At 70.9% G+C, this 22,342-nt stretch carries 19 protein-coding genes; 12 read left to right on the top strand and 7 right to left on the bottom strand.

Features of this window, described 5'->3' with window-relative positions; genetic code table 11:
• Positions 1-62: 62 nt before the first annotated feature.
• Positions 63-1,484, bottom strand: coding sequence for a cysteine--tRNA ligase (locus E6G06_04120; protein TML92941.1), 1,422 nt, complete (start codon positions 1,482-1,484; stop codon positions 63-65).
• Between E6G06_04120 and valS the strand changes: the two genes are divergently transcribed.
• The 6 genes from valS to E6G06_04090 all read left to right on the top strand — a co-directional run bounded on the left by valS (position 1,421) and on the right by E6G06_04090 (position 10,062).
• Positions 1,421-3,946: a valine--tRNA ligase gene (gene valS, locus E6G06_04115; GenBank protein TML92940.1), complete on the top strand. Its 2,526-nt coding sequence runs from the start codon at positions 1,421-1,423 to the stop codon at positions 3,944-3,946. The genes E6G06_04120 and valS overlap by 64 nt on opposite strands.
• Positions 3,947-4,003: 57 nt before the next feature.
• A complete protein-coding gene (locus tag E6G06_04110) occupies positions 4,004-5,200 on the top strand; it encodes a sensor histidine kinase (protein TML92939.1) in 1,197 nt (398 codons plus the stop codon).
• 50 nt (positions 5,201-5,250) lie between these two features.
• Complete coding sequence (locus E6G06_04105) at positions 5,251-5,862, top strand: response regulator transcription factor (protein TML93041.1); 612 nt, start codon at positions 5,251-5,253, stop codon at positions 5,860-5,862.
• A 92-nt stretch (positions 5,863-5,954) separates the two neighbouring features.
• Entirely contained in the window at positions 5,955-6,731 is a 777-nt protein-coding gene (locus E6G06_04100; protein TML93040.1) for an ABC transporter ATP-binding protein, read from the top strand.
• A gap of 5 nt (positions 6,732-6,736) precedes the next feature.
• A complete protein-coding gene (locus E6G06_04095) occupies positions 6,737-9,277 on the top strand; it encodes an ABC transporter permease (GenBank protein TML92938.1) in 2,541 nt (846 codons plus the stop codon).
• An 11-nt stretch (positions 9,278-9,288) separates the two neighbouring features.
• Positions 9,289-10,062 (top strand): ABC transporter ATP-binding protein, encoded by a 774-nt coding sequence (locus E6G06_04090; protein TML92937.1) that lies wholly within the window; start codon positions 9,289-9,291, stop codon positions 10,060-10,062.
• A gap of 15 nt (positions 10,063-10,077) precedes the next feature.
• On the opposite strand, the gene E6G06_04085 is transcribed toward E6G06_04090, so the two are convergent.
• On the bottom strand, positions 10,078-11,637 hold the full coding sequence (locus E6G06_04085; GenBank protein TML92936.1) for a hypothetical protein: 1,560 nt from the start codon (positions 11,635-11,637) through the stop codon (positions 10,078-10,080).
• 23 nt (positions 11,638-11,660) lie between these two features.
• On the bottom strand, positions 11,661-12,392 hold the full coding sequence (locus E6G06_04080; GenBank protein TML92935.1) for a class I SAM-dependent methyltransferase: 732 nt from the start codon (positions 12,390-12,392) through the stop codon (positions 11,661-11,663).
• A 78-nt stretch (positions 12,393-12,470) separates the two neighbouring features.
• Between E6G06_04080 and E6G06_04075 the strand changes: the two genes are divergently transcribed.
• A complete protein-coding gene (locus E6G06_04075; protein ID TML92934.1) occupies positions 12,471-12,905 on the top strand; it encodes a MarR family transcriptional regulator in 435 nt (144 codons plus the stop codon).
• Here E6G06_04075 and E6G06_04070 read toward each other — a convergent pair.
• Complete coding sequence (locus E6G06_04070; protein ID TML92933.1) at positions 12,892-15,225, bottom strand: FtsX-like permease family protein; 2,334 nt, start codon at positions 15,223-15,225, stop codon at positions 12,892-12,894. The two genes, E6G06_04075 and E6G06_04070, sit on opposite strands and share 14 nt — an antisense overlap.
• Positions 15,226-15,358: 133 nt before the next feature.
• On the opposite strand from E6G06_04070, the gene E6G06_04065 reads away from it, so the two are divergent.
• From E6G06_04065 to E6G06_04050, 4 genes are all read left to right on the top strand, one after another.
• Positions 15,359-16,030 carry a DUF4097 domain-containing protein gene (locus E6G06_04065; protein TML92932.1) on the top strand — a complete coding sequence of 224 codons (672 nt, stop codon included), beginning with the start codon at positions 15,359-15,361 and terminating at the stop codon, positions 16,028-16,030.
• A gap of 321 nt (positions 16,031-16,351) precedes the next feature.
• Positions 16,352-16,876: an adenylate/guanylate cyclase domain-containing protein gene (locus E6G06_04060; GenBank protein ID TML92931.1), complete on the top strand. Its 525-nt coding sequence runs from the start codon at positions 16,352-16,354 to the stop codon at positions 16,874-16,876.
• 67 nt (positions 16,877-16,943) lie between these two features.
• Positions 16,944-17,738 carry a glucose 1-dehydrogenase gene (locus E6G06_04055; GenBank protein ID TML92930.1) on the top strand — a complete coding sequence of 265 codons (795 nt, stop codon included), beginning with the start codon at positions 16,944-16,946 and terminating at the stop codon, positions 17,736-17,738.
• Positions 17,739-17,750: 12 nt separating this feature from the next.
• On the top strand, positions 17,751-19,115 hold the full coding sequence (locus E6G06_04050; protein ID TML92929.1) for a glutamine synthetase: 1,365 nt from the start codon (positions 17,751-17,753) through the stop codon (positions 19,113-19,115).
• 67 nt (positions 19,116-19,182) lie between these two features.
• Here E6G06_04050 and E6G06_04045 read toward each other — a convergent pair whose 3' ends face one another.
• Both E6G06_04045 and E6G06_04040 read right to left on the bottom strand, forming a co-directional pair.
• Entirely contained in the window at positions 19,183-19,431 is a 249-nt protein-coding gene (locus E6G06_04045; GenBank protein TML92928.1) for a hypothetical protein, read from the bottom strand.
• A gap of 12 nt (positions 19,432-19,443) precedes the next feature.
• Complete coding sequence (locus E6G06_04040; protein TML92927.1) at positions 19,444-20,424, bottom strand: Rieske 2Fe-2S domain-containing protein; 981 nt, start codon at positions 20,422-20,424, stop codon at positions 19,444-19,446.
• A gap of 74 nt (positions 20,425-20,498) precedes the next feature.
• Here E6G06_04040 and E6G06_04035 point away from each other — a divergent pair, with 74 nt between their 5' ends.
• Complete coding sequence (locus tag E6G06_04035) at positions 20,499-21,077, top strand: histidine phosphatase family protein (protein TML92926.1); 579 nt, start codon at positions 20,499-20,501, stop codon at positions 21,075-21,077.
• Between the two features lie 49 nt (positions 21,078-21,126).
• On the opposite strand, the gene E6G06_04030 is transcribed toward E6G06_04035, so the two are convergent.
• Positions 21,127-22,320: an MFS transporter gene (locus E6G06_04030; GenBank protein ID TML92925.1), complete on the bottom strand. Its 1,194-nt coding sequence runs from the start codon at positions 22,318-22,320 to the stop codon at positions 21,127-21,129.
• Positions 22,321-22,342: the final 22 nt, after the last annotated feature.

Raw genomic sequence — 22,342 nt, 5'->3', positions numbered from 1 at the left:
GTGCTGCCGTGCAGAAGCCAGTTTCCCTCGAACAGAAACGGTAGCAGCGCAGTTCGGCGGCGTCACCGGTGGATCTCGGTGCCGTCGGGACCGTCCTCCACCACCCAACCGCGAGCCCGGAGCTCGGCTCGCAGCGCGTCGGCCCGCGCCCAGTCGCGGTTGGCACGCGCGTCGTCACGCTGACGCACCAGCTCAGCGCTCTCGGCGTCGGCCTCGAGGGCGCCCGCGTGCAACTCGAGCCCCACGACACGCGCCATCTCGTGGACCGCGGCGGCGAGCGCAGGATCGCGCGACGAGTTGAAACGGGTCACGGTCGTGAAGAGCACCTCCATCGCGCCCGGGGTATTGAGGTCGTCGTCCATGCGCTCGCTGAACTGCTGCATCACCGCCGCATCCGCCGGCGCGGCCGGGACCTTCGCCGCGGCGCGGGCGAAGTTGTCGAGCCCGGCGAGGGTCCGCTCGGCGTGCTCGACGGTCTCACGCGTGACCTCGACGGGCGAGCGGTAGTGCGACTGCAGCACAAGGAGCCGGTAGGCGCGGGCGTCGGTCTGGGCGAGCAGGTCGGTGAGCGAAGTGAAGTTCTTCAGCGACTTCGACATCTTCTCGCCCGCGATCTCGACGAACGCGTGGTGCATCCAGTGCCGCGCGAACCGGCGGCCGACGGCGACCGCCTGGGCCCGTTCGTTCTCGTGATGGGGGAACTTCAGGTCGAGCCCACCGGTGTGGAGGTCGAAGTCGTCGCCCAGCAGGTCGAGGCTCATGACCACGCACTCGGTGTGCCAGCCCGGCCGGCCGTCGCCCCAGGGTGACGGCCAGCTCGGCTCGCCCGGCTTGGCCTTCTTCCACAGCACGAAGTCGGCAGGCGAGCGCTTGGTCTCCTCGCCGACGACGGCCCGCTCCCCGCCACCGGTCTTCAGCGACTCGAGCGGCTGCCCGGCCAGGAGGCCGTAGTCGGCGACCTGTGCGGCCTCGAAGTAGACCCCGTCGGAGGTCTCGTAGGCGACGCCGCGCTCGAACAGCTGCTCGATCAGCTCGACCATGCCCGCGATGTAGTCACTGGCGTGCGGGTCGGCGGTCGGCCGGAGCACGCCGAGACTGTCGAGCGCCGCCCACCACGCGGCCTCGTACTCCTCGGCCACCTCATCGGGCGAACGGCGTTCCACGTTCGCCCGCTTGATGATGTTGTCGTCGACGTCGGTGACGTTGGAGACGTGGTTGACCTCGTGCCCCGACCACTCCAGATAGCGGCGCAGCACGTCGTACACGAGCACGTTGCGGCCGTGCCCGAGATGAGGCACGTCGTAGACGGTCGGCCCGCAGACGTACATCGACACCTTGCCTGCCTCGCGCGGCTCGAACGGGACCACCCGTCCCAAAGCGGTGTCGTGGAGTCTGAGCACCCGGGTACGGTAACCCGCACATGTCCGCCACCGTCCCGGAAAAACCGAGCCTCGACGGCCTCGAGCAGAAGTGGCGCGCACGATGGGCGGCCGACGGCACCTATCGCTTCGACCGCACCAAGACCCGCGCCGAGATCTACTCGATCGACACGCCGCCTCCCACCGTGTCGGGCGCCCTCCACCCCGGCCACGTGTGCTCGTACACCCACACCGACACCATCGCCCGCTTCCAGCGCATGCGCGGGCGCGAGGTCTTCTATCCGATGGGGTGGGACGACAACGGCCTCAACGTCGAACGGCGCGTGCAGTTGACGTTCGGCATCACCTGCGACCCCTCGCTCCCCTACGACCCGACGTTCCTGCCCGAGCAGCCCCCTCCGAAACGACCGGTTCCCGTGTCGCGCCCCAACTTCGTGGAGCTGTGCGCGGGCCTCACCGAGCAGCTCGAGCAGCAGTACTTCGAGCTGTGGTCGTCCGTCGGCCTGTCGGTCGACTGGGACATGACGTACACGACGATCGGCGAGAGAGCCCGCCGGGCCTCGCAGCGCGGCTTCCTGCAACTCCTGGATGCGGGCATCGCCTACCTCGCGGAGGGGCCGACGCTCTGGGACGTCGACATGAGGACCGCGGTCGCCCAGGCCGAGCTGGAGGACCGCGAGGTGGCCGGTCACTACCACCGGCTCATGTTCGACGACATCCCCATCGAGACGACACGACCCGAGCTGCTGGCCGCGTGCGTCGCGCTCGTGGCCCACCCCGACGACGCGCGCTACCGCGACCGCTTCGGCACCGCGGTGCACACTCCGCTGTTCGGTGTGGAGGTGCCGGTGCTGGCCCACGAGCTGGCCGATCCGGAGAAGGGCTCGGGCATCGCCATGATCTGCACGTTCGGCGACACCACCGACGTGGTGTGGTGGCGCGAGCTCGGCCTGCCGGTGCGCTCGATCGTCGGACGCGACGGGCGCATCGTCGCCTCGCCACCCCCCGACGTGCCCGACAACGACGCCTGGCAGGCCATCGCAGGCAAGACCGTGAAGCAGGCCCAGGCGGCCATCGTCGAGCGCCTGCGCGAGTCCGGCGAGCTGGTGGGTGAGCCGCGCCCGATCACCCACCCGGTGAAGTTCTGGGGCAACGGCACGCGACCGCTCGAGATCGTCACCAGCTGGCAGTGGTTCATCCGCTACCCCCCCACCGAGGAGCTGCTCGCGCGGGGCAAGGAGCTGCGCTGGTACCCCGAGTTCATGCGCGTGCGCTACGAGAACTGGGTGAACGGCCTCGCCGGCGACTGGAACATCACGCGTCAGCGCTTCTTCGGCGTGCCGTTCCCGGTGTGGTACCCGGTGCTGGAGAACGGCGACCTCGACCGGTCGCGCCCGCTGACCGCTTCAGAGGACCGCTTCCCGGTCGACCCCTCGACCGACGTGCCCGACGGCTACACCGAGGCGCAGCGCAACCAGGCGGGCGGGTTCGCAGGCGACCCCGACGTGATGGACACGTGGGCCACCTCGTCGCTCACTCCGCAGATCGTCGGCGGCTGGGAGGACGACCCCGACCTCTTCGCGCGGGTCTTCCCGATGGACCTGCGCCCGCAGGCCCACGACATCATCCGCACCTGGCTCTTCTACACGATCGTGCGCTCGCAGATCATGCACGACGCGCTTCCGTGGGCCAACGCCGCCATCGCCGGGTTCGTGTTCGACCCCGACCGCAAGAAGCTGTCGAAGTCGAACGCAAATTCACCCGATGAGCCCATGCCCCTGATCGGCGAGTACGGGGCCGACGCGGTGCGCTACTGGGCATGCGGTGGCCGGCCCGGCCAGGACGTGGCCTTCGACCGGGGTCAGATGAAGGTGGGCCGTCGCCTCGCCATCAAGCTCCTCAATGTGTCGCGCTTCGTCCTCGGGCTGGGAGCCGCCCGCGCGGGCGACCCCGGCGCCGTCACCGAGGCGCTCGACCGTTCGATGGTCGCCGGGCTCGGCGCGCTCGTCGACGACGCCACGCGCGCCTTCGAGGCCTACGACTACGCGCGCGCGCTCGAGCGCACCGAGGCGTTCTTCTGGTCGTTCTGCGACGACTACGTCGAGCTGGTGAAGGCGCGGGCCTATGGCGGCCAGGGCGACGCGCCGGCGGCGTCCGCGCACGCGGCACTGTCGATAGCGCTCTCGGCGCTGCTGCGGCTGTTCGCTCCGATCGTGCCGTTCGTCACCGAGGAGGTCTGGTCGTGGTGGAAGGAGGGCTCCGTCCACCGTGCCACCTGGCCGCAGGCGGCGGAGCTCGGCCCCGGCGCCGGCGACGGTGACGCTGCGGTCCTCGGCGCGGCGTCCGCGGTGCTCGGCGAGGTGCGTCGGGCCAAGACCGAGGCCAGGCGCTCGATGCGCGCGCCCGTCGCCCGCGTCGTGGTCCGTGGCCACGGCGCGGCCCGCCACGCGGCAGCCGACCTCAAAGACGCCGGGCACATCGAGCAGCTCGCTTTCGATGCGGCCGGTGATGATGCTCCCGTCGACGATGCGGTCGAGGTCACGCTCCGAGATCATCCGGAAGGATGACGCGCGGTCGTCGCCGGGGAGGATGCCGGCGACGACTCCACTCGCTACCGTCATCCCATGACCCGCCGGCCGACGCCCGTTCGCTGGCTGAAGGAGCATCCCCTCCTCGCGGACAGCCTGCTCGCCGGCCTGCTCCTCCTCGTCGTCATCCTCTCCATCACCGGCGGCGACACGTCGGCCCACGGCGTCAACTATCGCGATGCGAACGCGCTCGCCATCATCCTCGGGGTGCTGAGCGCCGTCCCCGTCGCCTGGCGGCGCCGCAAACCGCTCCCGGCGCTCGTGGTCGTCGGCGTGGCGGCAGTCGCCTACGAGGCCATCGGCTTCCCGGAGAGCGCGACGTCGGTCGGCGTGCTGATCTGCCTCTACAGCGTGGCCGCCCACTGCGACCGGCGCCGCTCGATCATCGGCGCGGTCTACGCGGCCATCGGCACCCTGGTCGTCTTCCTCACCGCGCGGTGGGGCGTCAACGCCGGGAACGTCGTCAGCAACGTCGTCATCTTCGCGACGGCGTGGATCCTGGGCGACAACCTGCGCAACCGGCGCGCCTATCTCGCCGGCCTGGAGGACAGGGCGGCCCGCCTCGAGCGCGAGCAGGCCGAGCAGGCGCAGCGCGCGGTGGCCGACGAGCGGGCGCGCATCGCCCGCGAGCTGCACGACGTGGTGGCGCACAACGTGAGTGTGATGGTGGTGCAGGCCGGCGCGGCCCGCCGCACGATCGAGCGCGATCCCGAACGGGCGCGTGAGGCATTGACGTCGGTTGAGGACACCGGGCGCGAGGCCCTCGACGAGATGCGCCGCCTCCTGGGCGTGCTCCGCACCGAGGACGACGCGACCGAGCACCGCGCGCCCCAGCCGAGCATCAGCGACCTCGACTCACTGGTCGCACACGTCCGCGACGCGGGGCTGCCCGTCGAGCTCGTGGTGGAAGGCGAGCCCCGCCCACTGATGTCCGGCGCCGACATGTCCGCCTACCGGATCGTGCAGGAGGCGCTCACGAACAGCCTCAAGCACGCGGGCCCCGCCCGCGCCCAGGTCATCCTGCGCTACGGCGACCACGACCTGCGCCTCGAGGTGGTCGACGACGGCCGCGGCTCCGCCGCCGACGCGCCGGCGACCAACGGGGGCGGCCACGGTCTGGTGGGCATGCGCGAGCGCGTCGCCCTCTTCGGAGGGGAGCTCCAGGCGGGCCCGCGCCAGGGGGGCGGGTACGCGGTCTCCGCCCGCATCCCGCTCGAGCCGGTCCGCGCGTGACCCGCGTCCTGCTCGTCGACGACCAGCCCCTGCTGCGTGCGGGGTTCCGCATGATCCTCGAGGGCGAGGACGACATCGAGGTCGTCGGTGAGGCCGGCGACGGCGTCGAGGCGATCGACGCGGCGCTGCGCCTTCGTCCCGACGTCGTACTGATGGACATCCGCATGCCGAACCTCGACGGGGTCGAGGCCACCCGACGGCTGGCCGGGCCCGGCACGGACGACCCGCTCAAGATCCTCATCCTCACCACGTTCGACCTCGACGAATACGTCGTCGAGGCGCTGCGCGCCGGGGCCAGCGGCTTCCTGCTCAAGGACGTGCCCCCCGAGGATCTCGTCACCGCCATCCGCACGATCGCCGCGGGCGACGCGCTCATCGCCCCGTCGGTCACCCGCCGGCTGATCGACCGGTTCGCACGGCATCTTCCGACGCCGGACACCAAGCCACCGCCGTCGCTCGGCAACCTCACCGACCGAGAGGTCGAGGTCCTCACCCTCATGGCACGCGGGCTGTCGAACGCGGAGCTGGCCGAGACGCTCTTCGTGAGCGAGACGACGGTGAAGACCCACGTCGGTCGCGTGTTGATGAAGCTGGGCCTGCGCGACCGCGTCCAGGCGGTGGTCCTCGCGTACGAGACGGGCCTGGTTCAGCCCGGCGGGTGACGCCGGTCACGAACCACGTCATCCTCGCGGACGACGCGCGAATCGTCGCCGCGGCTGACGACGAGGCGCAGTCCTCCGCGTACGTTCGTCACATGCGATCGATCACCGACACACGCCCCGCCGACCCACGCCCGGCGACGTCCGCGACCGTTGCCGCGCGCGCGGTCGATCTCGTCAAGGTCTACGGGTCGGGCGAGACCGCTGTGCGCGCCCTCGACCACGTCTCGGTCGAGTTCCCGACCGGCCGCTTCAGCGCGATCATGGGCCCGTCCGGCTCCGGCAAGTCGACGCTGATGCACTGCCTGGCGGGACTCGACGGCGTCACCTCGGGTGAGGCGTTCATCGGCGACGTCGACATCACCCGACTGAACGACAACCGCCTCACGCTGCTCCGGCGCGACAAGGTGGGCTTCGTCTTCCAGTCGTTCAACCTGGTGCCGACGCTCGACGCGCTCGAGAACATCACGCTGCCCATGGCCATCGCCGGCCGCAAGCCCGACCAGGTCTGGCTCGACCACGTGATCGACACGATCGGCCTGCGCGACCGCCTCGCGCACCGGCCCAGCGAGCTCTCGGGCGGCCAGCAGCAGCGCGTGGCCGCGGCCCGGGCGCTCGCGAGCCGGCCCGCCATCATCTTCGCCGACGAGCCCACCGGGAACCTCGACTCGAGGTCGGGGGCCGAGGTGCTCGGCTTCCTGCGCCGATCGGTGCGCGAGATGGGCCAGACCATCGTCATGGTCACCCACGACCCGGCCGCCGCGAGCTACGCCGACCGCGTGGTGTTCCTCGCCGACGGCCAGGCGGTCGACGAGATGTCGGAGCCGTCGGCCGATAGCGTGCTCGACCGCATGAAGCACTTGGGAGGTTAGGTCCGGTGCGCAAAGCGACGATCCGCAGCCTCCTGGCCCACAAGCTCCGCCTGGCCCTCACCGGGCTGGCCATCGTCCTCGGCGTCGGGTTCGTGGCCGGGACGCTCATCCTGAGCGACACGCTCAACGCCACGTTCGACACCTTGTTCAAGGGCATCGAGTCCGGAGTCGACGTGCGCGTCCGGGCGAAGAAGAGCTTCAGCGAGCAGCAGAACAACGACGAGCGTCAACCGGTCCCGGCCTCGCTCCTTTCCGAGGTGCGCCACATCGACGGCGTCAAGGCCGCGGCCGGCGAGGTCGAGGGCACCGCGATCCTCATCGACCACAAGGGCAAGGCCATCACCCCGCGGGGGCCGCCCACGCTCGGAGAGACGTTCACCGACATCGCCGGCCTCTCCCCGTACACCCTGAAGGAAGGACACCGCCCCACCAACGGCAACGAGGTCGCGATCGACGCGGCCACGGCCAAGAAGCACGGCTTCCGGGTCGGCGAGCGGGTGAAGGTCCTCCTCAACGGGCCGGCACGCGAGTTCACGCTCGTGGGCGTCTTCAAGGTCGGGACCGCGGACACGCTCCTGGGCGCCACGGTCACCGCGTTCGACACGTCGACTGCCCAGGAGGCGCTCGACCGGCCGGGACAGTTCTCGTTCATCAACGTCAAGGGCGACAACGGAGTCTCGAAGACCGAGCTCCGGAGTCGGGTCAACGCCGCGCTCGGCGGAGGGTACGAAGCGCTGACCGGCCCGCAGCTGGCCAAGGAGGACGCCTCCGACGTGCAGCAGGGCATCCAGTTCTTCAGCATCTTCCTGCTGGTGTTCGCCGGCATCGCGCTGTTCGTCGGCACCTTCATGATCGCCAACACCTTCTCGATCATCGTGGCGCAGCGCACCCGCGAGCTCGCGCTCCTGCGGGCGCTCGGCGCCGCCCGACGCCAGGTGATGGCATCGGTCCTGGGTGAGGCGTTCATCACCGCGGTGGTGGCGTCGGTGGCAGGTCTGGCCTTCGGCATCGGGATCTCGTACGGCATACGCGCCTTGATGGACGCCATCGGCTTCGGACTGCCCGCGGGCAGCCTCGTGCTGTCGCCACGCACGTTCGTGGTGTCGCTGCTGGTGGGGATCGTCGTCACCGTGGTCTCGGCCGCGGCTCCCGCCCGGCGTGCGACACGTGTTGCACCCATCGAAGCCATGCGGGAGGGCGGCACCCCGGCCGCCACGACGAGCAGCCGGCGCCGGATTCTGCTCGGTTGCACGACGACCGTCGTGGGTGGCGGCGCGCTGGCGCTGGGTCTCATCGGCGGCGGAGCCAGCGCGGTGAAGTACGTCGGCCTCGGCGTCTTCCTCGTGTTCATGGGCGTCGCCTTCCTGGGCCCGGTTCTGGCCCGGCCCGTCGCGCGCGTCGTCGGCGCCCCGCTCGTGCGACTGTTCAAGCTCCCGGCCAAGCTCGCCCGGGAGAACGCCATGCGCAACCCCCGTCGCACAGCCTCGACCGCGGCCGCGCTCATGATCGGCCTCGCGTTGGTCACGTTCGTGTCCGTGCTGTCGGCGTCGGTGAAGACCTCGACCACCAAGACCATCGACAAGGAGTTCGGCGCCGACTACACGGTGACCGCAGGTGGCTTCGGCGAAGGCTTCAGCCCAACCGTGGCGAGCGACCTGGCCAAGCGACCGGAGCTCGCGACCGTCACCGCGGTGCGACCGGGGCAGTTCAAGCTCGACGGTGCCACCAAGCAGCTGGCGGGGGTCGAGCCCGACAAGCTGACGTCGCTGCTCCATCTCGACGTCATCTCCGGCCGGGCGCCGACCGGCTCGGAGAGCGGCCTCCTGGTTTCGGAGAAGCAGGCGCGGGACCACGCGTGGAAGGTGGGCTCGACCGTCGCGCTCCAGTTCGCGAGGACGGGCGTCCAACGCATCTCGGTCGCCGGCATCTACGCCAAGAACGACCTCGCGGGCGCCTACCTGCTCACGCTGTCGGACTTCGAGCGCAACTACACCACCATCAACGACAACCTGGTCGTGATCAAGGCGGCCCCGGGTGTGTCTCCTGCGCGATCGCGTGCAGCGGTCGAACGGGTGCTCAACCGGTATCCCAACCTCGACGTGCGCGACGCGGCCGAGTTGAAGGCCCAGGCCGCCAGCCAGATCAACCAGCTCCTCGGCATCGTCACCGCGCTGCTCGCCATGGCGATCCTGATCGCCCTTCTGGGCATCGTGAACACGCTTGCGCTCTCGATCTTCGAGCGCACCCGTGAGCTCGGCCTGCTCCGAGCCGTCGGCATGGGCCGCCGGCAGGTGCGGAGCATGATCCGATGCGAGGCGGTGATCATCAGCGTGTTCGGCGCGCTGTTGGGGCTCGTCGTCGGTGTCTTCTTCGGGTGGGCGCTGGTTGCCGCGCTGCACAGCCGAGGGGTGTCCACCCTGACCGTGCCGGGCGGGCAGCTGCTGGTGTTCGTCGCGCTCGCCGCCCTGGCGGGTGTGGTGGCCGCCGTGCTGCCCGCCCGCCGGGCGGCCCGGCTCGACGTGCTCCATGCCATCTCACACGACTAGAACCGGTGATCATGCGAGACGGCCACACCACCGCGCCTCCCGATGCCTCGCTCAACCATTCCGCCGCCCGCGCCGTCGACCTCGTCAAGGTCTACGGCGCGGGCGACACCGCGGTACGGGCACTCGACGGCGTCACCGTTGCGTTCCCGCGCGCGGAGTTCAGCGCGATCATGGGCCCCTCGGGCTCGGGCAAGTCCACGCTCATGCACTGCATGGCCGGGCTGGACAGCATCACCAGCGGCCAGGTGTTCGTGGGCGACACCGACCTGAGCAGTCTGGACGATCGCCACCTCACCGAGCTGCGCCGCGACCACGTGGGCTTCGTCTTCCAGGCCTACAACCTCGTGCCGACGCTCAACGCGATCGAGAACATCACGCTCCCGATGGCCATCGCCGGGCGTCCGCCCGACCAGGCCTGGGTCGACCGCGTCGTCGACGCCATCGGCCTGCGCGACCGGCTGAAGCACCGGCCCGACGAGCTGTCGGGTGGCCAGCAGCAGCGCGTGGCGGCCGCCCGCGCCCTCGCCAGCCGTCCGGAGATCGTGTTCGCGGACGAGCCCACCGGCAACCTCGACTCGCGCTCGTCGGCCGAGGTGCTCGCGTTCCTCCGGCGCTCGGTCGACGAGCTCGGCCAGACGATCGTCATGGTCACCCACGACGCCAGTGCCGCGGGCTATGCCGATCGCGCCATCTTCCTCGCCGACGGCCGCGTCGTCGGCGAGCTCACCGACCCCACCGTCGAGCGCGTCCTCGATCAGATGAAGAAGCTCGACACCTCCGGCTGACGACCGCCGGCCGGGTCAGTTGACGGCCCGCTCCTTGCCCTCCCAGTACTTGGCACGCAGCTCCCGTTTGAGGGGTTTGAGCGCGCCGGAGAGCGGGATCGGCTCGGTGCGGAACTCAACCGACTTCGGGATCTTGAAGCCCGCGATCGACGCGCGGGCGTGCTCGATGATGTCGCTCTCGGAGGCCGAGGCGCCTTTCTTCAGCACCACGACCGCGTGCACCTGCTCGCCCCATGTCGCGTGGGGGATGCCGATCACCGCGACCTGCTCGACCGCCGGGTGGCTGGCGATCGCGTTCTCGACCTCGGCGGAGTACACGTTCTCGCCGCCCGTCACGATCATGTCCTTCACCCGGTCGACGAGGAACAGGTAGCCGCGATCGTCGAGGTGACCCATGTCGCCGGAGTGGTACCAGCCGCCGTGGAACACCTCCTCCGTCTCCTTCGGACGCTTCCAGTACTCCCGCATGTAGTTCCCGGCGCGGGCACACACCTCGCCGTCCTGTCCGGGCGGGAGGATGTTGCCGTCGGGGTCCTGGATCGTCAGGTCGACGCCGATCATCGGCCGGCCCGCGGATCGCAGCAGCTCGCCGCCCTCGCGGTGGTCGTGCTCGGTGAGGAAGGTGAGCACCGACGAGCACTCGGTCATGCCGTACCCCTGCGTGATGTCCATCTCGGGGAACATCTCGCGCAGGCGATGGAGCAACGGCAGCGGCATGGGTGACGCGCCGTACGTGAGGGTCTTCAGGGTCTGGATGCGCTCGGGCTTGAAGTCGGGGTGGGCGAGCAGCATGGCGATCATCGTCGGCACCATGACGGTCTGGTTGATCCCGTACTCCTCGATGAGATCGAGGACGTCGCCCGGCTTGAACAGCGGGATGAACACCGAGATGCCGCCGTACGCAGGAATGCCGAGGATGGCGGCGACCGACGCGGCGTGGAACATCGGCGTCTGGTGAAGGTAGACGCGACCTTCGCCGAGGCCGATGGCGACGGCGACGTGGTACAGGTTCAGCATCTCGGCCCGCTGGGTCAGCAGCGCGCCCTTCGGAAGCCCCGTGGTGCCGCCCGTGTACATGAGCACGACCGGATCGTCCTCTTCAGGTTCGTCGGGCACCACCGGCTCGCCCGCACCGAGGAGGTCCTCGTACTTCACGTCGTGAGGCACGTCGCCGTCTCCCATGAGCACGACCTGGCGCACGTGCTCGAGGTCGGGCCGCGCCTGCTCCAGCAGCCCCGAGAACAGCCAGTCGGTGAACACGACCTCGGTGCCCGAGTCGTTGAGGATGAACGCCAGCTCCTTGGGAGCCAACCGCAGGTTGAGGGGGTTGATGACACCCGCGCCCAGGAAACCTGCGTGCCACAGCTCCATGTAGCGGTAGCTGTTGGCCCCGAGGACCGCAAAGCGGTCGTCGCGCTTGACGCCGAGCTGGGTGCCCAGCGCGTTGGCGAGGCGCAGGATGCGGTCGCCGTGCTCGGCCCACGTGCCGTGGTGGTCGCCGTCGTGGAAGCCCACGCGGTCGGCGTGACGGGTGAGCGCGGGCAGGATATGGCGGTGGTAGACGAGCTCCTTCACACCCCGCAGGGTAGTGGCGGGTGTCACATGCCGTACACCGAGACGTGGCGCGTGCTGGACGCATCGAACCGGCGCCGCTCCCAGTCCCCCCAGCGGTGCCGCAGGCGGAGCCCGGCGAGGCGGGCCATCAGGTCGAGCTCGGCCGGCCACGCGTAGCGGAGCTGAACCGGGTACAGGCGCGTCCCGTTGCCGGCCAGCACCACGTGCGTGGCCGTGACGCGCTGCTCCACGGCGTCGAGCCGGGCCGCGTCGAGGCGCACCGAGTCGGTGCCGACGTGCATGGCCGAGACGCGCTGGCCGCCCCTGTAGCCCGCGAGGTCGGGCACGAAGGCCTCGATCACGAACACACCGTCATCGGCGAGGTGCGAGGCGACGTTGGCGAAGCAGCGGACCTGATCGTCCTGGGTCGGGAGGGCGAACAACGTGTTGAAGGCCACGAACACCAACGCGAACCGCCCGTCGACCGCGACGTCGGCGAAGTCGCCGATGGTCACGTCGATGGCATCGCCCCCGGGCTTGGCACGCAGGCGCGCCACCATCGCTTCCGACGCGTCGATGCCCCGCACCGGTACGCCCCGACTGGCGAGCGGCAGCGCCAGGCGCCCGGTCCCGATCGCGAGCTCGAGCACGGGTCCACCCGCGGCCAGCTCGGCAAGTGTCGCAACCGCCGTCTCCGCATCGGCGGTCGACGGGTGGATGTCGTCGTAGACGTCCGCGATGCGATCCCCGTAGGTCGATGTCGTGTAGTCGCTCATCGCGCAGTGGAGCACGGGGCGACGACCCGGTGCCAGCGATTTCAGCAGATGCTTGAGGTGCTCAACTATGCTGCTCCCATGCGCGAGACCGTTGGCACGACGGTTGGCGCGGCAGAGATCGTCGAGCTGGTGTGGGAGCTCGTGGCGCAGATGCACGAGCACTTCCACGCCCGCGTCGCGGAGCTCGGCCTGTCGCCACCACAGGCGATGGCGCTGCGTGGCCTCGACCCCGACGAGCCGGTGCCGATGGGTGCACTGGCGTGCCGGTTGCGGTGTGACGCGTCGAACGTCACGGGCATCGTCGACCGCCTCGAGGCCAAGCGGCTGGTCGAACGGCGGGTCGCAGTGGGCGACCGGCGGGTGAAGACGCTGGTCTTCACGAGCAAGGGCCGAGCCGTCCGGCGCCGGCTCGACGCCGCGCTCCTCGACGAGTCGCCGGCGGTGGCGCGGCTCACCCGGGCGGAGCAGCGCGTGTTCCGCGAGCTCCTGCGCCGGGTCGTCACTCCGCTCTGAGCGCGATTGCGGGGCGGATGCGGCCGGCCAGCCAGCCCGGCACGACCGCGACCATGTTGGCGACCAGGAGTGTCGCCGGGACGACGAGCAGCACGGGCGGCAGCGGTGTCACCGGCTCGCTCACCACGCCGAGCTGGCCCGCCAGCAGCGTCCACGACCATCGGCCGAGGGCGACACCGATCGGCATGCCGACGAGCAGCGCGATGGCAACCATCGTGGTCGCCTGCCAGGCGACCGTGCTCGTGACCTGGCGGCGCACGAAGCCGATGGTCTTGAGCACGGCCAGGTCGCGCCGACGCCGCGCGATCGCGGTCACGAGCGTGTGCGTCAGCGTGGCCGCGCCCATGAGCGCGAGGACCGCGCCCAGGACGAGCGGCATGCTCTGCACGCGCCCGAAGTTCACGATGTCGGTCGGCTTCTCGCTCGGGAGCAGCACGAGCGGACGGCCGGCCACCTTCGACAAGCGCTTGAACACACGCTGCTTGGCTGCCCGGTCGGCACCGGCGGCCCAGCGCACCACTGCATCGGACGAGGTGACGAACTCGCCCTTGGGATCGAGGAGCTTGGCGTTGTCGAAAGTGAGGAGCGCGCCCTCGCCCAAGCGGGCCTCGCCGTAGAACAGCGGGGTGACGCTGCGGCCGACAACGCGCATCGACACACCCTTCTCCCCGGTCCCGAGGTTCACGTCGACGCGGTCGCCGATGCGCTTGTGGAGGCTCTCCAACGTGTGCGTCCCGAGCGCGATCTCCCTCGCGCGAGTCGGAGCTCGGCCCGCGAGGATCGGCGGGACGACCGATCCGCGCGGAAGGTCGAAGGCCACGACGCCGACCACGCGGTCGTCGACGCCGAGCTGCCCGAACGCCCCGATCGAGTACGCCGCCACCGCCGGGTCGTGCTCGAGCACCGCCGTCCCTTCCGGCAGCAGGTTGGATTCGCCGAACGTGGTGTAGCTCGTGTCCCACGTCTGGCCGAAGAGCCGCGGGGTGGCAACCAGGTGTTGCAGGCTGGCGCCGAACGTCAACGCCGCCGCGACCGACGCGACGGCCACCGCAGCGGTGGCGAGCGTGGTCTTCACCGGGACCGCGCTGCGCCCCCGTCCCGGCTCGAGTGCGAGCCGGGCGCCGGTGACCGTGGTGATCGGGAAGCCGGCGCTCGAGAGCGCAGCGGCCAGGCTCGACACCCGTCGGCTCCCCTCATCGGCCCGCCGTCGCGCCCGCCAGGTTGGGACGAGCGCCAGCAACGGCACGACGAGCACGGTGGCCACCAGGCCGAGGCCGAGGACGAAGCCGTCGAGGCGCAGGCCCGGGTCGGGCTCGGCGGTACGGGCCAGACCCACGGGCATGAGCGGTGACAGCGCGATGGCGAGGGCCACCGCGACGAGCGCGCCGACCGACCCGACCAGCACGGCCCGCGCCATTCCGAGCGCCAACCGCTGGCCACCCGTCATACCCAACGCGGCGAGCGTCTCGTCGTCGTGCGAGTCGACGAACACCTGGCGGGCGACAGCCTGGGAGAGGACCAGGAGGGCGACGAGCGCGGTGGAGCCGCCGAGCAGCCACAGGGCGAGCGATTGGAGGCGAAACGACCGTTGGGTCGACGCGGTGAGGTCGCGTTGGACCAGCACGAACGCATCGGGGCTGATGCGACCGACGGCGCGCTGGAAGCCGTCGGCATCGGCACCGGCATCGAGCCGGAGCAGCAGCGACTGCGTCGGCGGCTTCCCTTCCGCGTCGCCGTGTGCCATGAGCGAGCGGTAGAGCACAGGCGTCGTGAAGATGGCCGGGTTCAGCCCGACCGTCTGCGGAGGGAACTCGCCGGGCGCGGCCGCGATCCCCACGACCCGGCCGCCGCGCGCCTGTCGGCCGAGCTCGAGCTTGTCGTCCACATGGATGCCGTAGCGCTCCGCGGCCACGAAGCTCACGACCACCTCGTCGGCACGCGCCGGGTCCGGCCGCCGCCCGTCGAGGAGCTTGTACCGGTCGATCGTGGTGCCCACCCGGCCGTCGGCGGGCGCAAAGAACGCAATGCCGACGCCGACGTGCGCGTAGTCGACGATGCCCCGCACCGAGTCGCGGACCCCCGGCAACCCCTCGATCGCGGTCAGCTGCTCGGGCTCCATGACGGCCGACGGATCGTTGGTGATGGCCACGTCCCAGGCCCGTTGCGCGGTCACGAAACGCGTGTATGCGGTGTGGGTGCGGCGGGCCCCGGCCGACGCCGCCATGACGACGCCACCGCTGACGCCGACCAACAGCGCGAGTGACAGTGCGGCTCGCCAGCGGGTGCGCAGCTCCGACCAAGTACGCAGCCAGACGGCCATGGGGAAGATTGTCAGGCGCCGACACGCGGGGACGAAAGGGCGCCCGCCCCCGCCCACGAGGGGTGGCAGCACCCCGGTGTGACTCGGAACACAGCGACGGGCCCGCGCCCGTACGGGATGATGAGGCGCCACCATGCGTGATCAACCGAGCCTGACCGTCACCACCTCCTCCGGCCGCGTCGTGATCACCGGTGAGGACCGGCCCGACATCGTGGTGGAGGGCAAGGCCGCGGTGGAGGACGGCGATGACGGCGGCGTCGTCGTGCGGGCCTCGTCGTCGAGCCTCGCGGTGCGGTGCCCGGCCGGCACCGACGTCCGCGTCGGCACCAGCTCGGGTGGGGTGGAGCTGCGTGGCCGGCTGGGCGACGCCCGCGTTACGACGTCGAGCTCGAGCATCCGGGTCCAGAATGTCGACGCGCTCGAGCTGCGCAGCTCGTCGGGGAGCATCGAGGTCGACACCTGCGTCGGGTACTGCCGGCTCCAGACCGCCAGCGGGAGCGTGTCGGTCGACGACGCGGGAGAAGTCGACATCAGCACGAAATCGAGCTCGATCCGCGTCGGGCGCGCCGCGGGCGGGAAGGTGCATTCCGTCAGCGGGAGCATCGCACTCGGTGCGACCGGGGTCGGCGACCTCGATGTGCGGTCGATCTCGGGCTCAGTGAACGTGACTCTTCCCGACGGGATTCGGCCCCGCTTTCGCCTGCGCACCGTGAGCGGCAGGATCCGGTGCGACTGCGAGGAGGGCGACGACGGCAGCGTCTCGATCGCCACCACGTCGGGCAGCATCCAGGTCGAGCCCGACTGATGAGCGAGCACCGCAGCGCAGCGAGGAGCGCAGCTCCCATGTGGCCGATCGGTGCAGCGGCCGAGGGACGAGGCACGGTGCACTGATGAGCGAGCACCGCAGCGCAGCGAGGAGCGCAGCTCCCATGTGGCCGATCGGTGCAGCGGCCGAGGGACGAGGCACGGTGCGCAGCGAGGAGCGCAGCTCCCATGTGGCCGATCGGTGCAGCGGCCGAGGGACGAGGCACGGTGCACTGATGAGCGAGCACCGCAGCGCAGCGAGGAGCGCAGCTCCCATGTGGCCGATCGGTGCAGCGGCCGAGGGACGAGGCACGGTGCACTGATGAGCGAGGCGGGGGCGGTGGCCTTCACCGACATCGTGGGGTTCACCGAGTTCTGCGCGCTGCGGGGCGACGACGAGGCGGTTGCGCTCCTCTCGCTGCAGGAACGGCTCGTGCGCGACGCCCTTCCCCTCGGCGCCCGCATCGTCAAGGAGCTCGGCGACGGGCTGCTGCTCTGGTTCCCGACCGCCGCGGCGTCGCTGACGACGTGCCTCGACCTGCAGGACGCGTTCGAGCGCGAGTCGCAGGACGGCCTCGTGCCCCTGTGGGTCCGGATCGGGCTTCACTGGGGCCGGCCCGCCTCCCGCGGTGACGACCTCGTCGGCCACGACATCAACGTGACGGCGCGCATCGTCGATGTCGCCGGGCCCGGCGAGGTGCTCGTCTCCGAGGCGCTGCACGCGCAGGTCGCGGGCGCGGCGTTCGAGGTGCAGTTCGACGAGCTGGGCCCGATGGTGATGAAGGGCGTGCCCGAGCCCGTGCGCCTCTACCGCGCCCACACCGCGCGGGAGCGGCTGCCCACCTGAGCGCGCGGTGGGGGTCGTGGTCCCGGAGGCCCGACCGGAAACCCGCAGTCGGTAGGCTGCGCGCCGCATGAGCAGCTCACACACGACCGCGCGGCTCGCGGGGAAGGTCGCACTGATCACGGGAGCGGGCGGTGGCCTCGGGCGGGTGGGCGCAGAGCTGTTCGCGGCCGAGGGCGCCCAGGTCGTCGTGGCCGACGCGGTGGAGGACGCGGGACGGGCCACGGTCGACGCCATCCGCGCCGCGGGCGGCGAGGCCGAGTTCGTGGCCGTCGACGTGTCGCAGGCGGCGCAGGTGCAAGCCATGGTCGCGTTCGCAGTCGAGGTGTTCGGGGGGCTCCACGTCCTCTACAACAACGCGGGCATTCTTCCGCCGGAGGACGCCGGCACCGCCGACACGCCGGAGGACGTGTGGGACCGCGTCATGGCCGTCAACCTGAAGGGCGTGTGGCTGTGCTGCCGGCACGGCATCCCTGCGCTCGTCGCGTCGGGTGGCGGATCGGTGATCAACGTGGCGTCGTCGGTGGCGCTGATGGGCTCGGCCGTCGCCCAGATCGCGTACACCGCGAGCAAGGGTGGCGTCCTGTCGATGACGCGGGAAATGGCGGTCGAGTACGCGCGCACCGGCGTGCGCATCAACGCGCTGTGCCCCGGACCCATCCAGACGCCGCTCATGGCCGAGCTGCTCGCCGACCCCGCCAAGCGCGCCCGGCGTCTGGTCCACGTGCCCATCGGGCGCTTCGGCCGGGCCGACGAGATCGCACGCGCCGCACTCTTCCTCGCATCCGACGACTCGTCGCTGATGACGGGCGCATCCCTCGTGGTCGACGGTGGCATCAGCGTCGCCTACGTGACCCCCGAGTAGAACGGGAGAGCGATGGACGGGCGCGAGCTCGAGCAGCAGGTCGAACGGGACGCCATCGACACCGTGCTGGTGGTGTTCCCCGACCTGCAGGGCCGGCTCGTCGGCAAGCGCGTGACGGGCCGCTGGTTCGTCGGCCACCTGTTGCGCGGCGACGGCGCGATCCACGCGTGCAACTACCTCATGGCCGTCGACGTCGACATGACGCCACTTCCCGGCTACCGATTCGCCAACTGGGACCAGGGCTACGGCGACTTCGCAGCCGTCCCCGACCTCACCACTCTGCGCCGCATCCCGTGGTTGGACAAGACCGCGCTCGTGCTCTGTGACCTCGAGGACGAGGCCACGGGTGAGCCGGTCGAGGTGTCGCCGCGGCGCATCCTGCGCCGGCAGGTCGAGCGGGCCGCCGCCATGGGCTTCACCGTGAAGTGCGGGTCGGAGCTGGAGTTCTTCCTGTTCAAGGACTCGTTCGAGGACGCGGCGGCCAAGCGCTACCAGGGCCTCGAGCCTCATTCGCCGTACAACGAGGACTACCACATCCTCCAGACGACGAAGGACGAGTACCTCATCCGCCAGATCCGCAACGGCATGGATGGGGCGGGGATCCCGGTGGAGTTCTCCAAGGGCGAGGCGGGCGTCGGCCAGCACGAGATCAACCTCGAGTACGCGGACGCGCTGGAGATGGCCGACCGACATGCCATCTACAAGAACGGGGCCAAGGAGATCGCCGCCCTCAATGGCCGGGCCATCACGTTCATGGCCAAGTGGTCGATGGCCGACGTGGGCTCGTCGTGTCACGTCCACGCCAGCCTGTGGGACGCGGACGGCACCACCTCGCTCACCTCGGACGACGACGAACCCGACCAGCCGTCACAGATCTACCGCTGGTTCCTCGGAGGGATGCTCGCGACTGCGCGCGAGCTGTCCTGGCTGTGGGCGCCGTACGTCAACTCCTACAAGCGCTACCAGCCCGACTCGTGGGCCCCGACCGCGATCGTGTGGGGCCACGACAACCGCACGTGCGGCCTGCGGATGGTGGGGCACGGGCCTGCGCTGCGCGTGGAGTCCCGCATCCCGGGTGCCGACGCAAACCCCTACCTCGCGTTCGCGGCGACGATCGCAGGCGGCCTTTACGGCGTCGAGCATCACATCGAGCCGTCGCCGCCCTTCTCGGCCAACGCCTACACGGCCACCGACGTCGCGCGGGTGCCGTCGACCCTCGTCGAGGCGATCGAGGCACTCGAGGCGAGCACGATGGCGGTCGAGGCGTTCGGCGAGGAGGTCCACGCCCACCTGCTCAACACCGCCCGTCAGGAGTGGGCCGCGTTCAACCGCACGGTCACCGACTGGGAGCTGCAGCGCAACTTCGAGCGGATCTGAGTCGCGTCCCTGCCCGTTCTTGTCGTACGCAGCCGTCCTCTGGACGGCTCCCTACGACAAGAACGCGTCACTCGGCGGGTGGCGCGTCGGGCTCCTCGGGCTCGTCGCGGGGGCCGCCCACGAAGGGCAGGTGCTCGTCTCGCAGCAGGACCGCCAGTGGCCAGACGCGGACGTTGCCCGTCTCCGGCTCCTCGGTGACCTGGACCACGAAGGCCGCGTCCTCCCCCGCAAAGGTGCCCACGATGCCCCGCACCTCGTCGCCCCCACGCAGGATGATGTCCAGCGCGGCGAGCTCCTGCTCGCTCGGCTCACCCATGGGTTCCCCTCCCTAACCGCCTACAGCTTCGCGCACCAGAGACTGCAGGTAGGCAACGCCGTTCTCGTGGCGGGGGCTGAGCCAGCCGCGGTCGTACACACCGGACTCCAGGTTGCGTTGCACCGCCTCGCAGATCGCCCGGTCCTCGTCGAGCACCTCGAGGGACAGACGCACCACCTCCTCGTTCGCCGCCTGGGCGGCGGGCGAGAGGTCGCGGAAGAAGTAGTCGTAGACGATGCGCGTGCGTCGCGGCCCGAGGGGCACGAAGCGCTCGACGTTCATGCCGTCGGGTGAGATGTTGAGGGCGAGGTTGGGGAAGCGCCACAGCCATTTGCCGCTGGTGACCGAGCCGTCGCGCGCCGGCGCGGTGTGGACGCAAGCGCGGTCGCCGACGACGACGCGGTAGCGACGGGCATCGACCTCCTTGTTCAACCGCGGGTGCACGAGAGGGATGTGGTAGCCCTCCATGTTGGCCGCCACCTCGTGCGCGACCTGATGGCTGAACTGGAGCTGCTCCATGGCGAAGGGCTCGCACTCGGCCGCGAACGACCCGAGCGCGTCGAGCAGCGGCGTCGCGTCGGCGTCGAGGTTGACGAACACCAGACCCCGCCACACCGCGACGGACACCGGCAGCAGGCCGAGCTCGTCAACAGGAAGCTCGGCGTCGCCGAAGTCCCTCGCCCGCTTGAGGTGACCGTCGAGCTCGTACGACCAGCCGTGGTAGCGGCAGACGAGGGTGTGGCAGCGGCCGGTGCCGCGGTCGACGAGCGGGCCCGCCCGATGACGGCACACGTTGTGGAACGCGCGGACCTCGCCGTCGTGGCCCGCGATCACCAAAACGTTCCATCCGCGGAGGTCGGCGGCCAGGTAGTCGCCCGGCGACTGCAGCTGGCGCGCGCGCCCGACCATCAGCCATTCACGCCCGAACAGCGCAACCCGCTCTCGCTCGTAGATCTCGGGGTCGTGGTACCAGGAGGCGGGCAACGTCTGCACGTCGCGATCATCCCACCGGCGCGCGCGCCGGGCGGAGTGGTGAGAATGAACGCCGTGGCCGTGGACGAGCGAACGTGAACGAGGGAGACGAGGTCGTGCTCGTGCGCCACGGCGAGACCGAGTGGACGCGGTCCGGGCGGCACACCGGGCGTACCGACATCCCGTTGACCGAACGCGGCCGCGAGCAGGCCCAGCGAATCGGGCGCGTCCTGCGCGACCGCCGGTTCGCGCTCGTCCTCGCCAGTCCGCTCTCGCGTGCGCTGGAGACGTGCCGGCTGGCCGGGTTTGGCGAGCACGCCGAGCTCACCGACGACCTGCTCGAGTGGGATTACGGCGACTACGAGGGTCGGCGCACCGACGACATCCGCGTGACGCGACCGCGGTGGTCGCTCTGGTCCGACGGCGTGCCGGGCGGAGAGACGGCCGACGACGTCGCGGCACGCGTCGATCGGCTGGTTGCGCGGGCGCGCGCTGCGGGCGGCAGCGTGGCCCTGTTCGCCCACGCCCACGTGCTGCGCGTCCTGACCGCCCGATGGTTGGGGTTGGGGCCCGAGGGTGGGGGGCTGTTCGTGATGGCACCCGCCGCGGTGTCGATGCTCGGCTACGAGCGCGAGGCATCGGTGATCCGCCGCTGGAACGTCGACGTCGGCTAGCGCGACCGTTCTCTGAACGATCGACGGGGCCATGGCGACGGCGGATCGCTCAGAGAACCGGAGGTGCCGACAGCCGGGCCGACACCCGCTGCGCGGTCGCGTGGAGGAAGATCATCACACCGGTGGCCACGACGAGCAGCGGGCCGACGACCTCGAGGCTCCAATGCGCGGCGAGCACCCCGGCGAGGCCGGGCACGACCGCGCCGCCGAGCGCGGCCGCCGCCACCTGGTAGCCGATGGCCGACCGGGCCCGCTCGACGCCGAGGCGCGTGGGCGTGATCGCGATCAGCGTCGGAAAGATGGCGGCCAGGCTGAGCCCGGTGACCGCGAGCCCGAGCGCGCCGACGACCGGCGCGGGCGACCACCAGATGAGCGCCGTCCCCACCGCGGTGCCGGTCATGCTCGAGTTGAGTAGCCCACGCGACCCCACCCGGTGGGCGACGAGCCCGGCGAGCAGCCGACCGGCGGTGAGGCAGGCCCAGTAGGCGCCCACCCAGATGCCCGCGGCACCAGTCGACATGCCGCGCTGCTCGGTGAACAGGCTGTAGGACCACTGGCCCGCGCTCGCCTCGATTCCCACGTAGACGAAGAACACGAGCATCGCGAGCACGACGAGCACGGTCGGACGATCCGGCGCAGCCGGCTCCGTCGCGGGGCTCGTGGTCCAGACCGCGCGCGTCGAGAAGAACGCGATCGCGAGGCCCGCCTCGAACGCGAAGAGCAGCACGTAGACGACGCGCCACGACGCGTCGGCGTGCAACAGGCCGGTCACCAGCAACGGCCCGAGGGTGGCACCCACGCCGAAGCACGCGTGCAGGCCGTTGAGCGCCCGCACACCGAGGTGCTCGGCCACATAGGCGTTCAGGCCCGCGTCGATGACGCCGGCCGCGGTGCCGACCAGGCCACTGCCCGCGACCACTCCCGCCCACGCGGGGCTGAGGGCGCATGCCGCGAACCCGGCGGCGGAGACGGTGGCGCCCGCCGCGAGCAGTCGCCCGGTGCCCAGCGCGCGCGTCAACCGGCCCGTCGCCACGCTCGCCACGAGGTAGCCCGCGGTGTAGGAGGCGAGGAGCACGCCCAGCTGCGAGACCGGCCGGCCGAACGTGGCGCGCATCGACGGCCAGACCACGCCCCGCGCGCCTTCGGGCAGGCCGAGACCGATGAAGCCCAGCAACGCGAGGACGACCAGGGCGGGGGCGGGACGCCTGCGCACGGCTCCGGCGATGGTGGGCGCACCGTTCACGTCGATCGTCGGACCGTACTTG

The organism is Actinomycetota bacterium, from assembly GCA_005888325.1.
Classification (GTDB): Bacteria; Actinomycetota; Acidimicrobiia; order Acidimicrobiales; family AC-14; genus AC-14.
Note: the sequence above shows the minus strand (reverse complement) of the source record. Positions and strands in the feature narration are given on the sequence as shown.

Excerpts from the sequence above, each read along its gene's own strand:
- valS (TML92940.1), top strand. The coding sequence starts at position 1,421 with ATGTCCGCCACCGTCCCGGAAAAACCGAGCCTCGACGGCCTCGAGCAG.
- E6G06_04110 (TML92939.1), top strand. The coding sequence starts at position 4,004 with ATGACCCGCCGGCCGACGCCCGTTCGCTGGCTGAAGGAGCATCCCCTC.
- E6G06_04105 (TML93041.1), top strand. The coding sequence starts at position 5,251 with ATGATCCTCGAGGGCGAGGACGACATCGAGGTCGTCGGTGAGGCCGGC.
- E6G06_04100 (TML93040.1), top strand. The coding sequence starts at position 5,955 with ATGCGATCGATCACCGACACACGCCCCGCCGACCCACGCCCGGCGACG.
- E6G06_04090 (TML92937.1), top strand. The coding sequence starts at position 9,289 with ATGCGAGACGGCCACACCACCGCGCCTCCCGATGCCTCGCTCAACCAT.
- E6G06_04080 (TML92935.1), bottom strand. The coding sequence starts at position 12,392 with ATGAGCGACTACACGACATCGACCTACGGGGATCGCATCGCGGACGTC.
- E6G06_04075 (TML92934.1), top strand. The coding sequence starts at position 12,471 with ATGCGCGAGACCGTTGGCACGACGGTTGGCGCGGCAGAGATCGTCGAG.
- E6G06_04070 (TML92933.1), bottom strand. The coding sequence starts at position 15,225 with ATGGCCGTCTGGCTGCGTACTTGGTCGGAGCTGCGCACCCGCTGGCGA.
- E6G06_04065 (TML92932.1), top strand. The coding sequence starts at position 15,359 with ATGCGTGATCAACCGAGCCTGACCGTCACCACCTCCTCCGGCCGCGTC.
- E6G06_04060 (TML92931.1), top strand. The coding sequence starts at position 16,352 with ATGAGCGAGGCGGGGGCGGTGGCCTTCACCGACATCGTGGGGTTCACC.
- E6G06_04055 (TML92930.1), top strand. The coding sequence starts at position 16,944 with ATGAGCAGCTCACACACGACCGCGCGGCTCGCGGGGAAGGTCGCACTG.
- E6G06_04050 (TML92929.1), top strand. The coding sequence starts at position 17,751 with ATGGACGGGCGCGAGCTCGAGCAGCAGGTCGAACGGGACGCCATCGAC.
- E6G06_04045 (TML92928.1), bottom strand. The coding sequence starts at position 19,431 with ATGGGTGAGCCGAGCGAGCAGGAGCTCGCCGCGCTGGACATCATCCTG.